Source organism: Kineococcus lubricus (genome assembly GCF_050871965.1).
Classification (GTDB): Bacteria; Actinomycetota; Actinomycetes; order Actinomycetales; family Kineococcaceae; genus Kineococcus.
In genome coordinates this window covers 55,446-72,130 of record NZ_JBJLSK010000012.1, presented here as the reverse complement: position 1 = coordinate 72,130, position 16,685 = coordinate 55,446, and the positions used below count along the sequence as shown (strand labels likewise).

The 16,685-nt window shown below is 75.9% G+C and carries 14 protein-coding genes; 8 read left to right on the top strand and 6 right to left on the bottom strand.

What is annotated here, in order from left to right; genetic code table 11:
- The first annotated feature begins 340 nt into the window (after positions 1–340).
- The 3 genes from ACRYRX_RS10910 to ACRYRX_RS10900 are packed head-to-tail and all read left to right on the top strand — an operon-like array spanning position 341 to position 4,949.
- Positions 341–1,360: an AAA family ATPase gene (locus tag ACRYRX_RS10910; protein WP_432511943.1), complete on the top strand. Its 1,020-nt coding sequence runs from the start codon at positions 341–343 to the stop codon at positions 1,358–1,360.
- Positions 1,357–2,664 (top strand): DUF58 domain-containing protein, encoded by a 1,308-nt coding sequence (locus tag ACRYRX_RS10905; protein WP_432511942.1) that lies wholly within the window; start codon positions 1,357–1,359, stop codon positions 2,662–2,664. The genes ACRYRX_RS10910 and ACRYRX_RS10905 overlap by 4 nt, the downstream gene beginning before the upstream one ends.
- Positions 2,661–4,949: a transglutaminase family protein gene (locus ACRYRX_RS10900; RefSeq protein ID WP_432511941.1), complete on the top strand. Its 2,289-nt coding sequence runs from the start codon at positions 2,661–2,663 to the stop codon at positions 4,947–4,949. The genes ACRYRX_RS10905 and ACRYRX_RS10900 overlap by 4 nt, the downstream gene beginning before the upstream one ends.
- A gap of 128 nt (positions 4,950–5,077) precedes the next feature.
- Here the strand turns inward: ACRYRX_RS10900 and ACRYRX_RS10895 are convergent, their stop codons facing one another.
- The 6 genes from ACRYRX_RS10895 to ACRYRX_RS10870 form a co-directional block, all read right to left on the bottom strand.
- The gene (locus tag ACRYRX_RS10895) at positions 5,078–5,476 is read right to left on the bottom strand and encodes a DUF3040 domain-containing protein (protein WP_432511940.1); all 399 of its coding nucleotides are present in this window, start codon (positions 5,474–5,476) and stop codon (positions 5,078–5,080) included.
- 200 nt (positions 5,477–5,676) lie between these two features.
- Positions 5,677–6,903 (bottom strand): DNA polymerase IV, encoded by a 1,227-nt coding sequence (dinB, locus tag ACRYRX_RS10890; protein WP_432511939.1) that lies wholly within the window; start codon positions 6,901–6,903, stop codon positions 5,677–5,679.
- Positions 6,904–6,936: 33 nt separating this feature from the next.
- Positions 6,937–7,722 carry a methyltransferase domain-containing protein gene (locus ACRYRX_RS10885; RefSeq protein ID WP_432511937.1) on the bottom strand — a complete coding sequence of 262 codons (786 nt, stop codon included), beginning with the start codon at positions 7,720–7,722 and terminating at the stop codon, positions 6,937–6,939.
- Between the two features lie 58 nt (positions 7,723–7,780).
- On the bottom strand, positions 7,781–11,722 hold the full coding sequence (locus ACRYRX_RS10880) for a DNA polymerase III subunit alpha (protein WP_432511935.1): 3,942 nt from the start codon (positions 11,720–11,722) through the stop codon (positions 7,781–7,783).
- Positions 11,723–11,800: 78 nt separating this feature from the next.
- Complete coding sequence (locus tag ACRYRX_RS10875) at positions 11,801–12,235, bottom strand: SAV_6107 family HEPN domain-containing protein (protein WP_432511933.1); 435 nt, start codon at positions 12,233–12,235, stop codon at positions 11,801–11,803.
- Positions 12,236–12,279: 44 nt separating this feature from the next.
- A complete protein-coding gene (locus ACRYRX_RS10870; RefSeq protein WP_432511931.1) occupies positions 12,280–12,696 on the bottom strand; it encodes a DUF6504 family protein in 417 nt (138 codons plus the stop codon).
- Positions 12,697–13,047: 351 nt separating this feature from the next.
- Between ACRYRX_RS10870 and ACRYRX_RS10865 the strand changes: the two genes are divergently transcribed.
- From ACRYRX_RS10865 to ACRYRX_RS10845, 5 genes are all read left to right on the top strand, one after another.
- Positions 13,048–13,671: a DUF6318 family protein gene (locus ACRYRX_RS10865; RefSeq protein ID WP_432511929.1), complete on the top strand. Its 624-nt coding sequence runs from the start codon at positions 13,048–13,050 to the stop codon at positions 13,669–13,671.
- A gap of 212 nt (positions 13,672–13,883) precedes the next feature.
- Positions 13,884–14,522 (top strand): PKD domain-containing protein, encoded by a 639-nt coding sequence (locus ACRYRX_RS10860; RefSeq protein ID WP_432511928.1) that lies wholly within the window; start codon positions 13,884–13,886, stop codon positions 14,520–14,522.
- Between the two features lie 373 nt (positions 14,523–14,895).
- A complete protein-coding gene (locus ACRYRX_RS10855; RefSeq protein ID WP_432511926.1) occupies positions 14,896–15,135 on the top strand; it encodes a YbaK/EbsC family protein in 240 nt (79 codons plus the stop codon).
- On the top strand, positions 15,132–15,953 hold the full coding sequence (locus ACRYRX_RS10850; RefSeq protein ID WP_432511924.1) for an alpha/beta fold hydrolase: 822 nt from the start codon (positions 15,132–15,134) through the stop codon (positions 15,951–15,953). The genes ACRYRX_RS10855 and ACRYRX_RS10850 overlap by 4 nt, the downstream gene beginning before the upstream one ends.
- Positions 15,954–15,962: 9 nt before the next feature.
- Positions 15,963–16,670, top strand: a complete 708-nt coding sequence (locus ACRYRX_RS10845; RefSeq protein ID WP_432511922.1) for a monooxygenase — start codon at positions 15,963–15,965, stop codon at positions 16,668–16,670.
- Positions 16,671–16,685 lie beyond the last annotated feature (15 nt).

The following is a 16,685-nucleotide window of genomic DNA, read 5'->3' as shown; positions in this document are numbered from 1 at the left end:
GCGCGTCGACGCAGGTCAGAGGGGGTGGGGCGTCGTGGGGGGCCCGCGGGGGCGTGAACGATCACCGTCCGCGCACGGGCCGCCGATCCCCCTCGCCGGGCGGGCCCGGGGCGGCTCGGGGACGGCTCGGGGCGGTCCCGTGGAGGGAAGTGGAGGCGGTGGGGGCCGGTGGAGCGGGACGGGTCCGGCGGTGGACGGGCGTGGGGGGTGCACCGTGGGGCAGAGTGGGGGCGTCCGGCGCCGGCGCCCGGTCGCCGGTCCCCGCGGCCCTGCGGCCGGGCGCCGGCGTCGCCCCCGGTCGTCCGGACCCGCGGACGCCCACCGAACGAGACGAGGGCACGTGACCACGACGAGCGCACTTCCCGGCTCTCACCCCGCCGACCCCCTGCCGCCGGACGCCCGGGAGCTGCCGGCCGCGCTCGAGCGGCTGCGCGGGACCGCCGACGCGCTCGCCGCGGCCGTCGACCGGGTCATCCAGGGCAAGGACGACACCGTGCGGCTCGCGCTGACCGTCCTGTTCGCCGAGGGTCACCTGCTCGTCGAGGACGTCCCCGGCGTCGGCAAGACGATGCTGGCCAAGTCGCTGGCCCGGGCCGTCGAGGGCACGGTCCGGCGCATCCAGTTCACCCCCGACCTGCTGCCCAGCGACGTCACCGGCTCCAGCATCTGGAACCAGGAGCGCGCCGCCTTCGAGTTCCGCCCCGGGGCGGTCTTCGCCAACGTCGTCATCGGGGACGAGATCAACCGCGCCTCCCCCAAGACCCAGTCGGCGCTGCTGGAGTGCATGGAGGAGGGGCAGGTCACCGTCGACGGCACCACCTGGCGCCTGGACCGCCCCTTCATCGTCTTCGCGACCCAGAACCCCGTCGAGATGGACGGGACGTACCCGCTGCCCGAGGCCCAGCGCGACCGCTTCATGGCCCGCATCTCCATGGGCTACCCCTCCGCCGAGGCCGAGCTCACGATGCTCAGCGAGCACGGGGCCACCGACCCGCTGGACGAGGTGCAGGCGGTCGTGGACGTCGCGCAGGTGCGGGCGCTGTCGCAGGCCGTGCGCGGCGTGCACGCCGCCGACGCGCTCAAGCAGTACGTCGTGGACCTCGTGCGCCGCACGCGCACCCACCCCGACCTGCGGCTGGGGGCCTCCCCGCGCGCCGCCCTGCACCTGCTGCGCGCGGCCCGCTCCCGCGCCGCTCTGGAGGGGCGCGACCACGTCCTGCCGGACGACGTGCAGGCCCTGGCCGTCCCCGTCGTCGCCCACCGCCTGCTGCCGACCGCCGACGCGCTGCTGGCCGGTCGCGAGGGGTCGGACGTCGTGCGGGACGTGCTGCGCACGACGGCCCTGCCCTCACCGCGGTGAGCACCCCGCCCCCCGGGAGGTCCCGGTCGCTCGCCCGCCCCACGGCACGGGGGTGGGTGTTCGCGCTCGTGGGCGTCGTCGCCGTCGTCGGAGGCGCCGCCCTGGGGCAGCGCGACCTCCTGCGGATCGGCGTGCTCGTGCTCGTGCTGGTCGCGGTGGCGGCGTGGTCCACCACCCGGGCGGTCCGAACCCTCGACCTCGTGTCGAGGTCGAAGGACGAACTCGTCGAGGCCGGCGCGACGAGCCCGGTCCGGCTGCACCTGGCCGCTTCCGGCCGGGCCGGGGTGCGGCTCGTGGTGGAGGACCCCGCTCCCCTGGCCCTGGGCGGGACGGCCCGCCTCGCGGTCCCCCGCGTCCACGAGGGCGACACCTTCGACCTGGAGTACAAGGTCAGGGCCGAGGTGCGCGGCTCGTACGCCCTCGGCCCCGCCCGCCTCGTCGCGCTCGACGTCTTCGGGCTCGTCCGCGCCCACCGCGTCGTCGGGACCGCGGTCACCCTGGACGTGCTGCCGCGGGTGCACCCCCTGTCGGAGGTGACGCTCGGGGAGCTGGGCGGCGCCCGCGGCTCCTCGGCGAGCGCCTCGGCCGCCGCCGCCCCCGACGACGTCTCGATCCGCGAGTACCGGGTGGGCGACGACCTGCGCCGCGTGCACTGGCGCTCCACCGCCCGCCGGGGGGCCGTCATGGTCCGCTCCGACGAGCACCCCGGACGGCCCGACGTCGTGGTCCTGCTCGACACCCGCGCGCAGGCCCACGCCGGCCGCGGTGCGGGCTCGTCGCTGGAGTGGGGCATCAGCGCCGCCGCCTCGGCCGCCGCGCACCTGCAACGGCGCCGCCACCGCGTGCGGCTGCTGCACGACGGCGCCTACGACCCGCCCCGCGAGCTCGACGAGGTGTCGGCCGTCCGGGGGCTCATGCGGTCCCTGGCCCGGCTGCGCCCCGGTGGGGCCGACGGCCTGGCCCGCTCGACCGCCGAACTGGGCCGGGCGGAGTCCACGCTCCTGGTCGCCGTGCTCGGCCGGGTCGACGAGGACGACGTCGCTCCCCTGCTCGCCGCCCGCCCGCTCGGCGTCCCCGCCCTCGCGGTGCTGCTGCGCACCGCGGACTGGGCCGGCGCCGACGACCCCTCGCCCGGCCTGGAACGGGCCCGGCTCGTGCTGGCCCGCGCCGGCTGGCGCACCGCGGTGGCCGGCGCGCACGACGACGTCCCCGACGTGTGGGCCCGGTTGACCCGCCCCGGCGCGCGCGGGGACCATCTGTCGACCCCGCCACCGGCCCCGTCCTCCCAGGAGGTCACCCCGTGACCCGCAGCGCCCGAGCCGCCCTGTGGGCGGCCGCCGCCAGCGCCGCCGCCGTCGCCGGCATGCGCCCGCTGGTCGTCTCCTCCGGCTGGATGGTCGGAGCCCTCGGGGCGGTGTGCGCCGTCGCGGGGGCCGGGCTCGTCGTGCGCGGTCTGCTGCACCGCCGCGCGGCGGCCGTCGTCGTGCAGGCCGTCGTCCTGCTGGGCGTCCTCGTCGTCCTCTTCGGCGGCGGGACGGCGCTGCTCGGCGTCGTCCCCACCCCCGCGACGTTCGAGCGCCTCGCGACGCTCGCCACCGACGGGGTCCAGGTCATCCAGCGCTACAGCGTCCCGGCCGTGGACCTGCGCGGACTGCGCCTGCTGCTGGTCGCCGGGGCCGGGCTGGTGGCCCTCGTCGTGGACCTGTTCGCCGTGACCCTGCGCCGGCCGGCCCTGGCCGGTCTGCCCCTGCTGGCGGTGATGGCCGTCCCGCTGGCGCTGGCCCCCGGCGGGTACGGGGCCGTGGCCTTCGTGGCCGTCGGCGTCCCCTACCTGGTCCTGCTGGCCGGCGGGCGCACCGCCGTCTGGCGGTCGGCCCCCGCCCGCCCCGGGCGGCCGCGGACCGTCGCCGGGGTGACCGCGGGCGCCACGGCCGCCGTCGCGCTCGTCGCGGCCGTGGCCGTCCCGGCGGCGGTGCCGGGGCTGGACGAGCGCCCCCTGACGATCGACACCGGCCCCGGGGACACCATCGCGGTGATCAACCCGATCCTGAACCTCAAGGCCTCGCTCGGGGCCCGCTCGTCGGCGACGATCGTGACCTACCAGACCGACGAGCCCGACCCCTCGCCGCTGCGGATCGTCACCGCCGACGTCTTCGACGGGGGGACCTGGGCGCCCAGCACCGGGGGCGACATCCCCCGCAGCCAGCGGGTGCAGGACGGTCTGACCCCGGCGCCGGGGCTGTCCGACGCGGTGCGGGACTCCTCGGTCGTGCGGTCGACGTCGATCGCGATCCGCGGGCTGGACCAGACGTACCTGCCGCTGCCGTACCCGGCGCTGCGCGTCGACATCGCGGGCGAGTGGCTCTACGAGACCGACAGCCTCAACGTCGTCGGTGACGGGGAGACCACGCGGGGACGGCAGTACACGGTCACGCACCTGGAGGTCCAGCCGACCGAGGGTGAGCTGCGGTCGGCCGCGGAGGCGCCGGAGGAGATCCGGGAGCGGTACACCGAGCTGCCCGAACTGCCCGCGATCGTCACCGAGACCGCTCAGCAGGTGACCGCGGGAGCCCGGGACGACTACGAGAGGGCCGCGGCCCTGCAGCGCTACTTCCGGTCCAGCGGGGGCTTCGCGTACTCCACGACGGCACCGAACGACGGCGGGACGAACGCGGTCGCGACGTTCCTGGCCGAGAAGTCGGGCTTCTGCGTGCAGTTCGCCTCCGCCATGGCGGTGATGGCCCGCTCCCTGGACATCCCCGCCCGGGTGGCCATCGGCTTCCTGCCCGGGGAGGAGACCTCCCGGGGGCGCTACCGGATCAGCGCGCAGGACGCGCACGCGTGGCCGGAGCTGTACTTCGAGGGCGTCGGCTGGACCCGCTTCGAGCCGACCCCGGCGACCCGCACCGGGCAGTCCCCGGCGTACACGCAACCGCTGCAGCCGATCCCCTCGCAACCGGCCGCGTCGGCGAACGCGCCGCTGCCCAGCGCGGCGGCGAGCGCACCCACCGGACCGGCGACGACGTCGACCGCGGCCGCGACGGACCCGGCGGCGCAGGCCGAACCCACGGGCTGGGACCGGTTCCTGGCGCTGCCCTGGGGGTGGTTCATGGGGGCGCTGCTGCTGGTGGTCGCCGCGCTGACGCCGCGGGTGTCCTCGGCGTGGGTGTCGCGGCGGCGCTGGGCGCGGGTGGGTGACACCCCGGCGTCCGCGGAGGCCGCGTGGGAGGAGCTGGAGGACCGGGTGCACGACCTCGGTCTGCGCTGGCCGGCCTCGACGACGCCGCGTCAGCGCGCGGCGAACCTGTCGGAGTTCACCGAGCCGGGGTCACCGGCGGCGCGGGAGCTGACCCGGCTGCTCGCCGCGGTCGAGGACGCCCGGTTCGGCACCGGCGGACGCGGCGTTCCCTCCGGAGGGGTCCTGGTCGAGCAGCGGACGGGGAACCAGGTGGGGCGGCTCGTGCGCTCGCACGTCGACGTGGTCGTCGAGGCGGTGGCGGCGGGGCGGCCGCGGTGGCTGCGGTGGCGGGCCCGGCTGCTGCCGATGGCCGGGGTACGGCGGGCGCTGGACTGGTGGGACCGGGACTGACGTCGCCGCCCGGCAGCTCCCCGCGGGGGCTGCCGGGCCACGCCCCCGGTGCCCGGGACGACGAACGGGCGCCGTGGAGACCCACGGCGCCCGTTCGGACCCACCCCGTCAGACGGGGTGGGGAGTGATCACCACTGACCCCGTCGACGATCCCACCGCTGCTCGAGACGCTCCATGAACGAACCGCTCCGTCGTGACCGGCCCGGTCGCGGCGGGCGCGGTGCACCCGTGGTGGGAGGCTGCCCGCTGGCCGTGCCGTGGGTTCCCCGAGCCGGTGAGAAGGCCCAGATCGTGCCGGCGAGCATGACGATGAAACCGCCTGCCCCCAGCCAGATCTGACTCGTGCTGGCCCCGATGATGAGGAGCACGAGACCCACCACGACGGCAGCGATGCCGACGAGGAGGCGCCGTTTGGCGGCGCGTCCGTGACGGGAGCCCTTCATGGCGTTGGCGAACTTGGGATCGTCCGCGGACAGCGCACGTTCCATCTGCTCGAGCAGACGCTGCTCATGTTCCGAGAGCGGCACCTGTACCTCCTGGCGTGCGCACGTTGTCGTCCAAGGATATGTCCCTGCGGCGGTGGGCGAAACTCGACCTACCACATCGTCCCTCACACCTGGAGGTGCTGCAGTGCGGTTGGCGTGTCCCGTCCCTCCGCCGGGGGAACGACACAGCGTCGGGATGGGTTCCACCGCAGGTCACGGGCCCTTCGCCCGGCCCCACCCGGTCAGGGCGGCGGCAGCAGGGTGGCGGGTCTCACACTGCCCGCCCCGAAGCGGGCCCCGGCCCGGTCCACCGCCCCGTCGGCCTCGCGCCACCCGTGGGCCCGCTCCCCCAGGACGAGCTGACGGGGAGCGGTGGCCGAGTCCGCCAGCCCCTCGAGGCGGACCCCGACCAGCCGCAACCGGGCCCGCTCCAGACCCAGGCCGTCGAACAGGTCCCGCGCGGTGGCGTGGATCTCCCGGGTGACGTCGGTGCGCTCGGGCAGGGTCCGGGACCGGGTGATCGTCGTGAAGTCGGAGAACCGGACCTTCAGGACGACCGTCCGGCCGGCCAGCCCCTGGGCCCGGGCGCGGGCGGCGGTCCGCTCGGCCAGGCGCAGCAGCTCGCGGTGGACGTACCGGGGGTCGTCGACGTCGCGGGGGAAGGTCTCCTCCGACCCGATGCTGCGCTCGGGGACGGCGGCGACGACCCGCCGTTCGTCGCGCCCCCACGCCAGGGCGTGCAGGTGGCGGCCCGTCGCCTCCCCCAGTCCCCGGGTCAGGGTCGCCACGGGGGTGTGCGCGATGTCGGCGACGGTGCGCAGCCCGAGGCGGGTGAGGGCTTCCTCGGTGCGTTCCCCCACCCCCCACAGGGCGCCGACGGGCAGCGCGTGCAGGAAGGTGACCGTCTGGGCGTGCGGGACGACGAGGAGACCGTCCGGCTTGGCCCCGCCGGAGGCGAGCTTCGCGACGAACTTCGTCGACGCGACCCCCACCGAGCAGGTGATGCCCTGCTCGTCGGCGATCCGGGCCCGCAGCAGCTCCCCGATCCGGGCGGGGCTGCCGAGCCGGCGCACGGTGCCGGCGACGTCCAGGAACGCCTCGTCGAGGCTGAGCGGCTCCACGACGGGGGTGACCGAGCGGAAGACCTCCATGACCCCGGCCGAGATCCGCGCGTAGTCCTCGTGGTGCGGGACGAGGACGGTGGCCGTCGGGCACAGCCGTCGGGCGCGGGCCATCGGCATGGCCGCGTGCACCCCGAACCGGCGGGCCTCGTAGGTCGCCGACAGGACGACGCCGCGGTCGCCGCCGCCGACGATGACGGGCGTCCCGGCGAGGTCGGGGCGGCGCAGCAGCTCGACCGAGGCGTAGAAGGCGTCCATGTCGACGTGCAGCACGGTGCACCCGGTGTCGTCGTGGTCCAGGCCCCACCCCTCGGGGGTGTCGGGGCGCGGCACCGGGCGGCGGCTCACCGGGTCCTGCCCCGGCCCGCCGCCGGGGCGGCGTCAGCGGGTCGCGTGCAGGTGCAGCTGGGCGGCCAGGACGAGGAGTTCCTCCTCCGCCGCGGCCAGCGACTCCAGCTGCTGCAGCAGGGCGCGGTCGTCGTCGGACTCGGCGCTGGCCGAGGGGACGAGGTCGCTGAACGTCCGGGTGCCCTCGACCGCGGTGACGGTGAAACCGGCCTGCTCGGCCAGCGCCGTCGCGCTCGCCCGGTCGAACCGGCGGCGCAGGGGGTCGTGGGAGCTCCAGCGCCGCCCCTCGTCCGACAGGACGTGCAGGGCCTGGGCGAGCTGACCGGCCAGGACGCGCGAGAGCACGCTCGCGGGCCACTGCGCGACGAGGAGGCTGAGGCGGCCCCCGGGGCGCAGGGTGTCGTGGGCGGCGCGCAGGGCCGCGACGGGGTCGTCGACGACCTCGAGGACGCCGTGGCACAGCAGGACGTCGGCGCTGCCGGGGTCGAGCAGACCGGACAGCTCCGTCGCGTCCCCCTGCACGGAACGGACCCGGTCCGACAGGCCGGCTTCGACGGTGCGGCGCTCCAGCGCGGCGAGGGCGTCGGGCGAGGGGTCGACGACGACGACGCGGTGCCCCAGACCGGCCACGCGCACCGCCAGCCCGCCGGTGCCGCCACCGAGGTCGACGACGGCGAGTTCGCCGCTGCCCCGGTCGGCGGAGGCTTCGGCGAGCAGCCGCTGGACCCCTCCCCAGAGAACCGTCGACGTGCGGGGGCGGCCCCGGTCCTTCGCCACTCGTTCCTCCAGCCTCGTGCGGGTGGTGCTGCGCGTCCCCACCCTAGACACCCCGTGGCGACGGGCTCGCGCGCCGTACCGACCGCTCCCACCGTCGGCGTCACCGTCCCGAGCTGCCGGAGCTGGAGTGCCACAGCTTGCGGTCGGGGACGTCCCGGGGGTCCTCCACCCGGCCGAGGGCGCGGGAGTTGCGGGGGTCCTCCCCCGCGGGCCGGAGGTCGGCGTAGGGCGACTGCAGGAAGCCGCTGGCGTGCACCAGGACGCGCCGGGCGCCCGTCCCCCCGGCGGTCGGTCCGGGCTCCTGCGCGCGCGCCGGCGGGGGCACCACCACCACCGGCCGGCTGGACCTGCTGGCGGCCGCGGCCCCGGTGGCGGTGTGCGAGTAGCCCGGGTCGGGGGCGGCGGCGAGGAGCGCGTGGACGGCGTCGAGCCCGCTGGAGGTCCAGGCCTCCTGCAGCACGGGCAGCTCCCACGCTCCGGTGGCCCGCAGGGACACCCCCCGGGGGCCGGTCCGGCGCAGCACCCCGCGCACCAGGAGCAGCCAGGAGTGGAAGACCGTCGCGGCGTAGGGGCCCTGCGCGTCCTCGAAGAACGTCGCGTCGACCGGTCCGGTGGTGTCGTCGAGGGTGAGGAAGACGACGCGCCGGCCGGAGCGGACCGGTGGGGTCTGGGTGGCGACCTTGACCCCGCCGACGAGGACCTCGGACCGGCTGCGCCGCGAGCGCAGTTCCCGGGCCGGGGTCACCCCCAGGGCCCGCAGCAACGGGACGTAGGGGTCGACGACGTGCGCGCTGACGTCCAGGCCGAGCACGTCGAGCTCGGCGCGGACCCGCTCGGGACCGGTCATGTCGGGCAGCCCGCTGACCGCGACCTCCTCGGGGGCGTTCCCGAGGTCGAGGGCCAGCTGGACCGTCCGGGCGGAGTCGTCGACGGGGCGGGCCGCCCGCGACTGGGCCGCGGCCGCGGCGCGGACGTCGAGGGGGCCGCGGGTCCGTCGCGCCGTTCGCCGCGGCGCCGGGCCGTTCGCGCCGGACCGGCTCCAGCGGTCCAGTTCGGCGACCTGCAGGAGCAGGTCGCGCCGGGTGGTCCGGCCGCGCCGGGGGGCGGGGTCGGTGACCCGGTCGAGCGGCCGCATCCCGTGCAGGGAGTCCAGCGCCCCGGCCAGGACGAGGCGTTCGGCGGTCGGGCGGGTGGGACGCGCCCGCTGCCACAGGTCGGCCAGGGAGCGGTACGGCTGCCCGGCGAGGATGCGCGCCACCTCCGCCGCCGAGATCCCCTTGACGTCGGTGAGGGACAGCCGGATGCCGAAACCCGTGCCGTCCGCGACGCCCGGCCCGAGACCGTCGGGGTTGCGCACGCCGCGGCCGCCGAGCCAGGGGTCGAGGCTGTCGCCGGGGAACTGCGCCGGGGGGTCGACCTCCTCGACGCGGTAGGTGTCGCCGGAGGCGTTGACGTCGAGACCCAGGACGGTGATGCCGAGGTTCCGCGCGTCGTCGAGGATCAGCCGCTTCGGGTACATGCCCGGGTCGTGGGTGAGGACACCCGCGAGGAACGCCGCCGGGTGGTGCGCCTTGAGCCACGCCGACTGGTACGTCGGGAGGGCGAACGCCGCCGCGTGCGCCTTGCAGAAACCGAACGAGGCGAACGCGGTGAGCACCTCCCAGATCCGGTCGACCGTCGCCTCGGGGTAACCGCGTTCGAGGGCGAGGCGGCGGAACCGCGGTTCCACCTCCTCCTGCCCGGACCGGGTCCCCAGCCGGCGGCGGTACTCGTCGGAGCGGGCGAGGTCGTGCCCGGTGGTGGCCTGGATGATCTCGATGACCTGCTCGTGGAAGACGACGACCCCGCCGGTGGGGCCCAGGACGTGCGCCAGCCGGTCGTCGAGGTGGTCGGGGGCGGCCCACCCCTGCCGGACCTCCAGGAACGGGGTGACCATGTCGGACTTCACCGGCCCGGGGCGGAACAGCGAGATGTCGACGATGAGGTCGTCGAAGGTCCGCGGCCCGAACTTCCCGATCAGTTCCCGCTGCCCCGGGGACTCGATCTGGAAGCACCCCAGGGTCCGGGTGGACCGGATGAGCTCGTAGGTGGAGGGGTCGTCCAGGGGGACCTGGTCGCGGTCGTCGAGGTCCACGTCGACCCGCTCGACCCGGGCGACCTCCCGCACGGCGTGGGCCATGGCGGACTGCATCCGGATCCCCAGGAGGTCGAGCTTGAGCAGTCCCACGTCCTCGACGTCGTCCTTGTCGAACTGGCTCATCGGGAAACCCTTCCAGCTGGCCTCCACCGGGGTCCGGTCCAGGAGGCCGGGGTTGGACAGCACGACGCCGCAGGGGTGCAGGGCGATGTGCCGGGGCAGGCCGTCGAGGCGCCCGACGAGGTCGAAGAACACCTCGAGGCGTTCCTCGGCCAGGCCGCTGCGCCGCAGTTCGGGCAGCTCGGCGAGGGCGGTGCGGGCGTCGCGGGCGCGCAGGTGCGGGAACGAGGTCGCGATGGCGTCGATCTCCCCCGGAGGCAGCCCGAGCGCGGCGCCGACGTCGCGGACGGCGTGCCGGACCCGGTAGGTGTCCATCATCGACACGCAGGTCACGCGTTCACCCCCGAACCGGTCGAGGACCGCCGCGTAGACCTCCTCGCGGCGGGCGGACTCCACGTCGAGGTCGATGTCCGGCAACTGCCTGCGCCGAGGGTTGAGGAACCGTTCCACGAGGAGGCGGTGCTGGAGCGGCTCGACGTCGGAGATGCCCAGCAGGTGGTTGACGAGGCTGCCCGCACCCGAACCGCGGGCGGCGACCCTGACCCCCATCGCCCGGGTGAGGTCGCAGACCTCGGCGACGGTGAGGAAGTAGCTGGCGAACCCCGTCGTCCGGACGATCGCGAGTTCGTGGTCGAGGCGGTCCCGGACCCGCGTCTCGAGTTCCCGGCCGGCCCCCGGGTACCGGCGACCGACCCCCGCCTCGCACCGCGCTCTGAGGACGGCGTCCCGGTCGGCGTCCTCGCGCAGCCCGAGCGCGGCGGGGTCGGGCAGGTGGTGGATCCCGATGCCGAGGTCGGCCGAGGGGTCCTGCCGGGCCCGCTCGGCGAGGTGGCCGGTGGCCCCCAGGAGTTCGGCGGCCGCGGCCGGCTCACCCGCGGCGTGGGCGACGTCGGCCGCCGTCCGCACCATGTCGGCGGTGGGCCGCAGGTGCCCCTGGCCGGTGACCCGGTCGGTGTGCCGGGTGCCCAGCGGCACCAGCCGGCGGATCGCGTCGAGCAGGTCGGCGGTCAGCGCGCCGTCGGGCCCGGCCGAGCGCACCGCCGCGGTGAGCACGGCGGGAACCCCGGCGGAGCGGGCGAGGGCGAGCACCCGGGCTGCGTGCTCGACGCTGCCGGCCGTCCCCGGGGGTGCGTGGTGGCAGACGACCTCGACGTGCAGCGAGCCGTCCGGCAGGACGTCGCGCCAGGCCCGCAGGACGGCGCGGGCCAGGTCGTCGCGGCGGGCGAGCACCGCCCGCCCCAGTTCCGAACCCGGGCCGAGCAGGACGGCCAGGGCGGGACGCCCGCCGGGCCCGGCCGCGTGGGCGCCGACGAGTTCGAGGCTGCTGACCGGTTTCCCGCGCTCACCGCGCAGGTGCGTCGCGCTCACCAGCCGGCACAACGCCGCCCACCCGTTGCCCGCACCGCAGTCGTCGGCCCCCAGCGCGAGGACGGTGGCGCGGGGGAACCTCGGGTCGACCACCGCACCGCCCCGGACCGGGGTCCGCCGGGGTTCGCGCCGCAGACGGGCCGAGGGGTCGGCCCAGCCGGGGAGGTCGTCGACCAGCCCGGTGGGTGCGGTGGCCAGGTCGACCCCGAGGACGGGACGGAGACCGGCGCGGTCGCAGGCCCGGACGAACTTCACCGCCCCGTACAGGCCGTCGCGGTCGGTCAGGGCCACGGTCGGCATCCCGAGGTCGGCCGCCCGGGAGACGAGGGCGTCGGGGGTCGAGGTGCCGTGGCGCAACGAGTACCCCGAGGCGACGTGCAGGTGCGGGAACGGGCTGGCGGGTCGTGCGGTGGTCATGGGACGTCCTTCGGAACGTGCCCGTGGGGAAGACCGGGTGGTTCTGGTTTCTCTGGTCCGGGGCGGCTCAGCCGCGGGTCAGCCGGCGATCGGCAGGGCGCTCAACCCGAGCATCGACTCGACCACGCGGTGGAACCGTTCGGCGTCGGCGAGCAGGTCGTCGGCCGCCGCGGCGTCCACGACCCCGACGCGGCCCGCCTCGACGGCCGCGCGGACGGAGGCGGTCAGCCCGAACCGGTCCGCCCAGCCCTGCAACGCCGGGTCGTAGGCGGGCAGCATCTCCCACACGCTGCGCGGGCCCCCGCTGCGACGGCCCCTCGGGGGGCGGCCGTTGACCGCGACGAGCGCGGCACCGGCCCGGAGCGCGGCGAGGTGCGCGTGGACGTACCGCTCGCCCACGTCCTCGGTGCGCAGCGCGGTGAGCAGTTCGTCCTCGCAGCGGGCGAGGAGGTCGAGAGCGGCCGTCGTCAGCGGACGGGGGACGCCGGCGGGGACGTCGGGGCGGGTGGACATCGCGTGCTCCTCCGGTCGGTCTGATCGGTTCCCGTCGACGGCCCTCAGTCGCTGACCCGCAGCAACCGCCAGTCCTCCGACGCTTCGGACGAAGAACTACCAGCGACCTCCGACACGACCGCCGTTCCCGGCGCCACCGGCCGGGCGAGGTCGTAGACGCCCCAGCCACCGGTGCGCCCGGAACCCGCTTCGACGCGGAAGACCTCACGCTCGAGGTCGCCGATCTCCAGGACGGGACGCGGGCGGTGGTCGCGGGAGGCGTCGGGCTCGGTGGCGTCGCCGTGGACGGCGGCGATCGCGGCGTGCTCCCACCAGGCGCTGCGCTCGCGCCAGCGGGACAGCACCTCGCGGACCACGTAGAGCCTGCCGCGCCAGATGAACTGGACCGGGGCCCGGCCCCCCTCGGCCAGTTCGCCGGACCGGACGTGCACCTCGTCGGAGAACCGTCGCACCTTCGTCACCCTCCCCACTCGAGCCGGCGCCGCGGCGGATCGCGCGGCGCGGCGAGCCGGGGGAAGCGGCCCGCGAGGACGCACTCGGGTGCGGCCCGGGGAGCTTCCCCTCCCACCGGACCGCACCTCGAGTGGCCTCATCGTGTTCGAACACCGGTTCGAACACACGTTGAACTACACCACGGCCCTCGACGGTCGTCAACGCCGAACGCGTTATCCACACGACGGGGAGTCGCCCCCCGAACGCCGAGGGTCACCCGGCCGGACCTCCCCCGGCCCCTCACCCGAACGGCCGACAGGTTGTCCACAGCGCGCCGTCCAGCGCCTCCGCCGCCCCGGCGGACGTGGGAGCGTGCGCCGGTGATCCAGCTCCGTCCCCTCACCGCGGCCGCCACCGGGCTCGTCTGCCTCGGTCTGCTCGCCGGGTGTTCGAACGAGGAAGCGGCTGCACCGGCGGCGAGTGCTTCGGCGACGCCGACACGGGCGACCGTCGCGTCGACCGACGCGCCGGTCCCCCCGCCGACGACCAGCGCCACGCCGAACCCCACCACGACACGCGACCTGCCGGCGCCGGAGCTGAGCGGTCTGGCGACGCAGTTCTCCCGCGAGGGTGCCAGCGCGTTCGCCAGCTACTACATCAAGGTCTTGAACTACTCGCGGAACACCGGGGACGTCGAGCTCCTCACCTCGATCTCGGACGTCGACTGCGCTGGCTGCGCCGACGACGTCGACGACGTCAGCACTTTCTTGGCAGAAGGCCTCTCGCACGTCGGCCTCGAGACACAGTTCATCGGCACTCACTACCTGTCCTGGGAGGAGGAGATCGGCGAAGTCCAGATGGACGTCTACGCCAGCCGACCGCCCCATACGATCGTGGACCGGTTCGGCCACACGACCGACGAGGTGGAGGGTATCGGGGAGACGCCCTTCTTCCTGTGGTTGAAATGGGTCGACGGACGATGGGTCGTCTGGGAAGCCCAGTGAACGACTCGATCCGTACGGCGACGTGGTTGGTTCTGATCATCGCGCTCACCTCGGCGTTGATCGTCGTCCCATCAGCCGTCGTCCACGCCTCTCCTCAGCACTCAGGCAGAGCACACGGCAAGGAGTTCGAAGTCGAGGCAGGCTTGAACAAACCTCCGAGAGCGAGCCGCGGGAAGCCCGGCGGGAGCAAAGCCTCCAAACCGCCGGTCAAGGTGACCAGGGTCCCCGCCTGCGCCAACAACCGCCCGGACGGTCCCCGCTTCGACAACTACTGCGGTGCATCCAACAACACGTGCCCCCCGGGGCAGACCTTCACCGCCACCTGGACCCAGGTCGCCGGCGAGGCCCGCTGGACCAACGAGGGGGCGCGCTGCACGAGCGACGCCCCGGCCGGTGAACCCGTCGTCATCCCGGCCGTCACGGTCGCGGACCTGCGCCGGGTCGGCCTGCCGCCCAGTCCGGTGCACCTGCAGCCGGACACCGGGCAGGCGCTCCTGAACGTCCCGCTCGTGCTGCGCACCACCGGCGGGACGGTCACCCGGGACACGACCGTGCTGGGGTTCCCCGTCACGATCCGCGCCACCCCCACCGACTGGACGTGGGACCTCGGGGACGGGGCGGGCATCGGGCCGACGAGCGACCCGGGGCGGGCGTACCCGCACCAGACGCTGACCCACACGTACACCGAGCCCGGCGACCGCACGATCACCCTCACGACCACCTGGTCCGGGGAGTACACCATCGCCGGGCTGCCCTACCGCCCCATCGAGGGCACCGCGACCACGACCTCCCCGGGCGTGGGCGTCCACGTCCTCAGCGGCGGCAACGTGCTGGTGGCCGAGGAGGGGTGAGGCGTCCGGCCCGCGGGGTCGCTCGGGGCGACGGGGAACGGGAACGGTTCTACGCTGAGGGGGCATGAGGTGGGTGCTGCGTCAGGAACCGGCTGCGGGCGGTGGCTCCCTGACGACTCCCCCTCCCGACCGGCCCTCCGTGCTGCACGTCCCCGCCGTCGAGTGCACGGCGGGCGCTCTGGCGGACCTCGACGCGGCCGGTGAGGTCCGGGAGGTACCGGTCCCGCCGGGGGACACCGCCGCGCTGGCCCGCCACCTGCGGGTCCCGGTGGGGGGGTTAGCCCCCACGGGCCTCCTGCGCAACCCGGAGGTCCGCCAACTTTTGGTTATAAAATAAGCGGCCAACCCGGTTTTACTGGCCCCGCAGGGCGCCGTGCTGTGCGAGCCGGAGCTGTTCCGCGACGACGACACGGACGTCCTGCGGCGCACCGGGTCGGTCCTGGGGTCGGCGTCCCCCCTGGGCCTGGCCGAACCGCTGCCGACGTTCGTCGACGTCGCCCTCGCCCCGCACCGGGAGGTGTGGGTGCCGGCGGGCCACCCGCACGCCGTCTTCCGCACCCGCTACGACGAGCTCCTGCGCCTGACGGGGGGCCACCCCGTCGAACTCGGATGACCGAGCTGATCGAGGGGTTCGCCGTCCACCGCACCGGGTCGTCCGACCCCGGTCGCCCGCTCCTGGTGCTCGTGCACGGCCTGGGAGGGGCCGCCTCGGCGTGGTCGCTGATGCTGCCGCACCTGGCGGCCGACCACCGGGTCGTCGTGGTGGACCTGCCCGGCCACGGGGACGCCCCGCCCGTCCCCCCGGCGGGCATGACGCCCCGCGCCCTGGGGTCGCGGTTGCAGCGGTTCGCCGCGGCGCAGGGGGAACCGGTGCACCTGGTGGGGCACTCCCTGGGGGGCTGGATCACCCTCGAGGCGGCGGCCGCGGCCGGGGAGCTGGACGGCGTCGTCGCCGACGTGACGGCCTTCACGCCCGCGGGGCTGTGGACCACGCCCCGCCGCCGGCCGCCGCTGCTGCCGACGGGGCAGCAGTTCGCCCGGCTCGCCGGGCGGCTGCCCGGCCGGGTCGCGACCACCCGGATCGGCGTGACGATCGCGCTGGCCGCGACGAGCACGGCCCCGCGCCGTCTGCCCGTCGAGGTCGTCCGCGAGGCGCTGACCGCCATCGCGACGGCTCCCGGGTACGTGGCCGCCGACGCCGGCATCGCGGCGGGGGCCTTCACCGGCGCCGAGGACGTCCGCGCGCCGGTGACGATCGTCGCGGGCGGCCGGGACAGGGTGCTCCCCCCGCAGTACTGCAGGCGGTCGGTGGCCCCGGCCCACGCGCGGTGGATCGAGTGGTCCGAGTGCGGGCACGTCCCGCCGTGGGACCGGCCGGCCGACTGCGCGGCGGTGGTGCGCGAACAGGTCGGCACCACCGTCCCCGGGTAGCCTCGCCCGGTGTCCGCCCCGCACCTCGTCACGCTCGACGTCTGGACCGTGGCGGCGCACGACGTCCCCCGCGCCCTGTGGCGGATGGCCGCCGACCGCCCGGTACTGCCCCGGTTGCCCGGGGCCCGTTTCGCCAAGCTCCTGGGCACCGGCGACGGCCGCACCTTCACCGTGCGGGACGCCGACCCGCTGCGCTGGGCGGCGCTGGTCGCGTGGGACTCCCCCGCCGACGCCGAGCGGTTCGAGACCTCCCGGCCCGTCCGGGCGTGGGCCGGGATCGCCCGCGAGCGCGTCCAGTTCCGCCTCGCCCCGCGCGGCAGCCGCGGTCGCTGGTCGGGCCGTGAGCCCTTCGGCCCGGCCGCCGCGCGCAGCGGCCCGCCGGAGGGCGGGGACGGTCCCGTGGCCTCCATCACCCGCGCCCGCCTCCGCCCGGGCCGGGCCGCCTCGTTCTGGCGGGCGGTGCCGCCGGTGGCCGCCGAGCTGCACGCGGTGCCGGGCCTGCGCTGCGCGTTCGGGATCGGCGAGGCCCCGCTGGGTTTCCAGGGCACGTTCTCGCTGTGGGACTCCACGCGGGCGTTGCGCGAGTTCGCCCACCGGGGGGCCGCGCACCGCGACGTCATGGTCCGGACCCCGCGCGAGGGCTGGTACGCCGAGGAGCTGTTCGCGCGGTTCGACGTCGTGGGGGTGCGCGGCACCCTGGGCGGCCGGACCCCGTGAGGCGGCGGGGCCGGT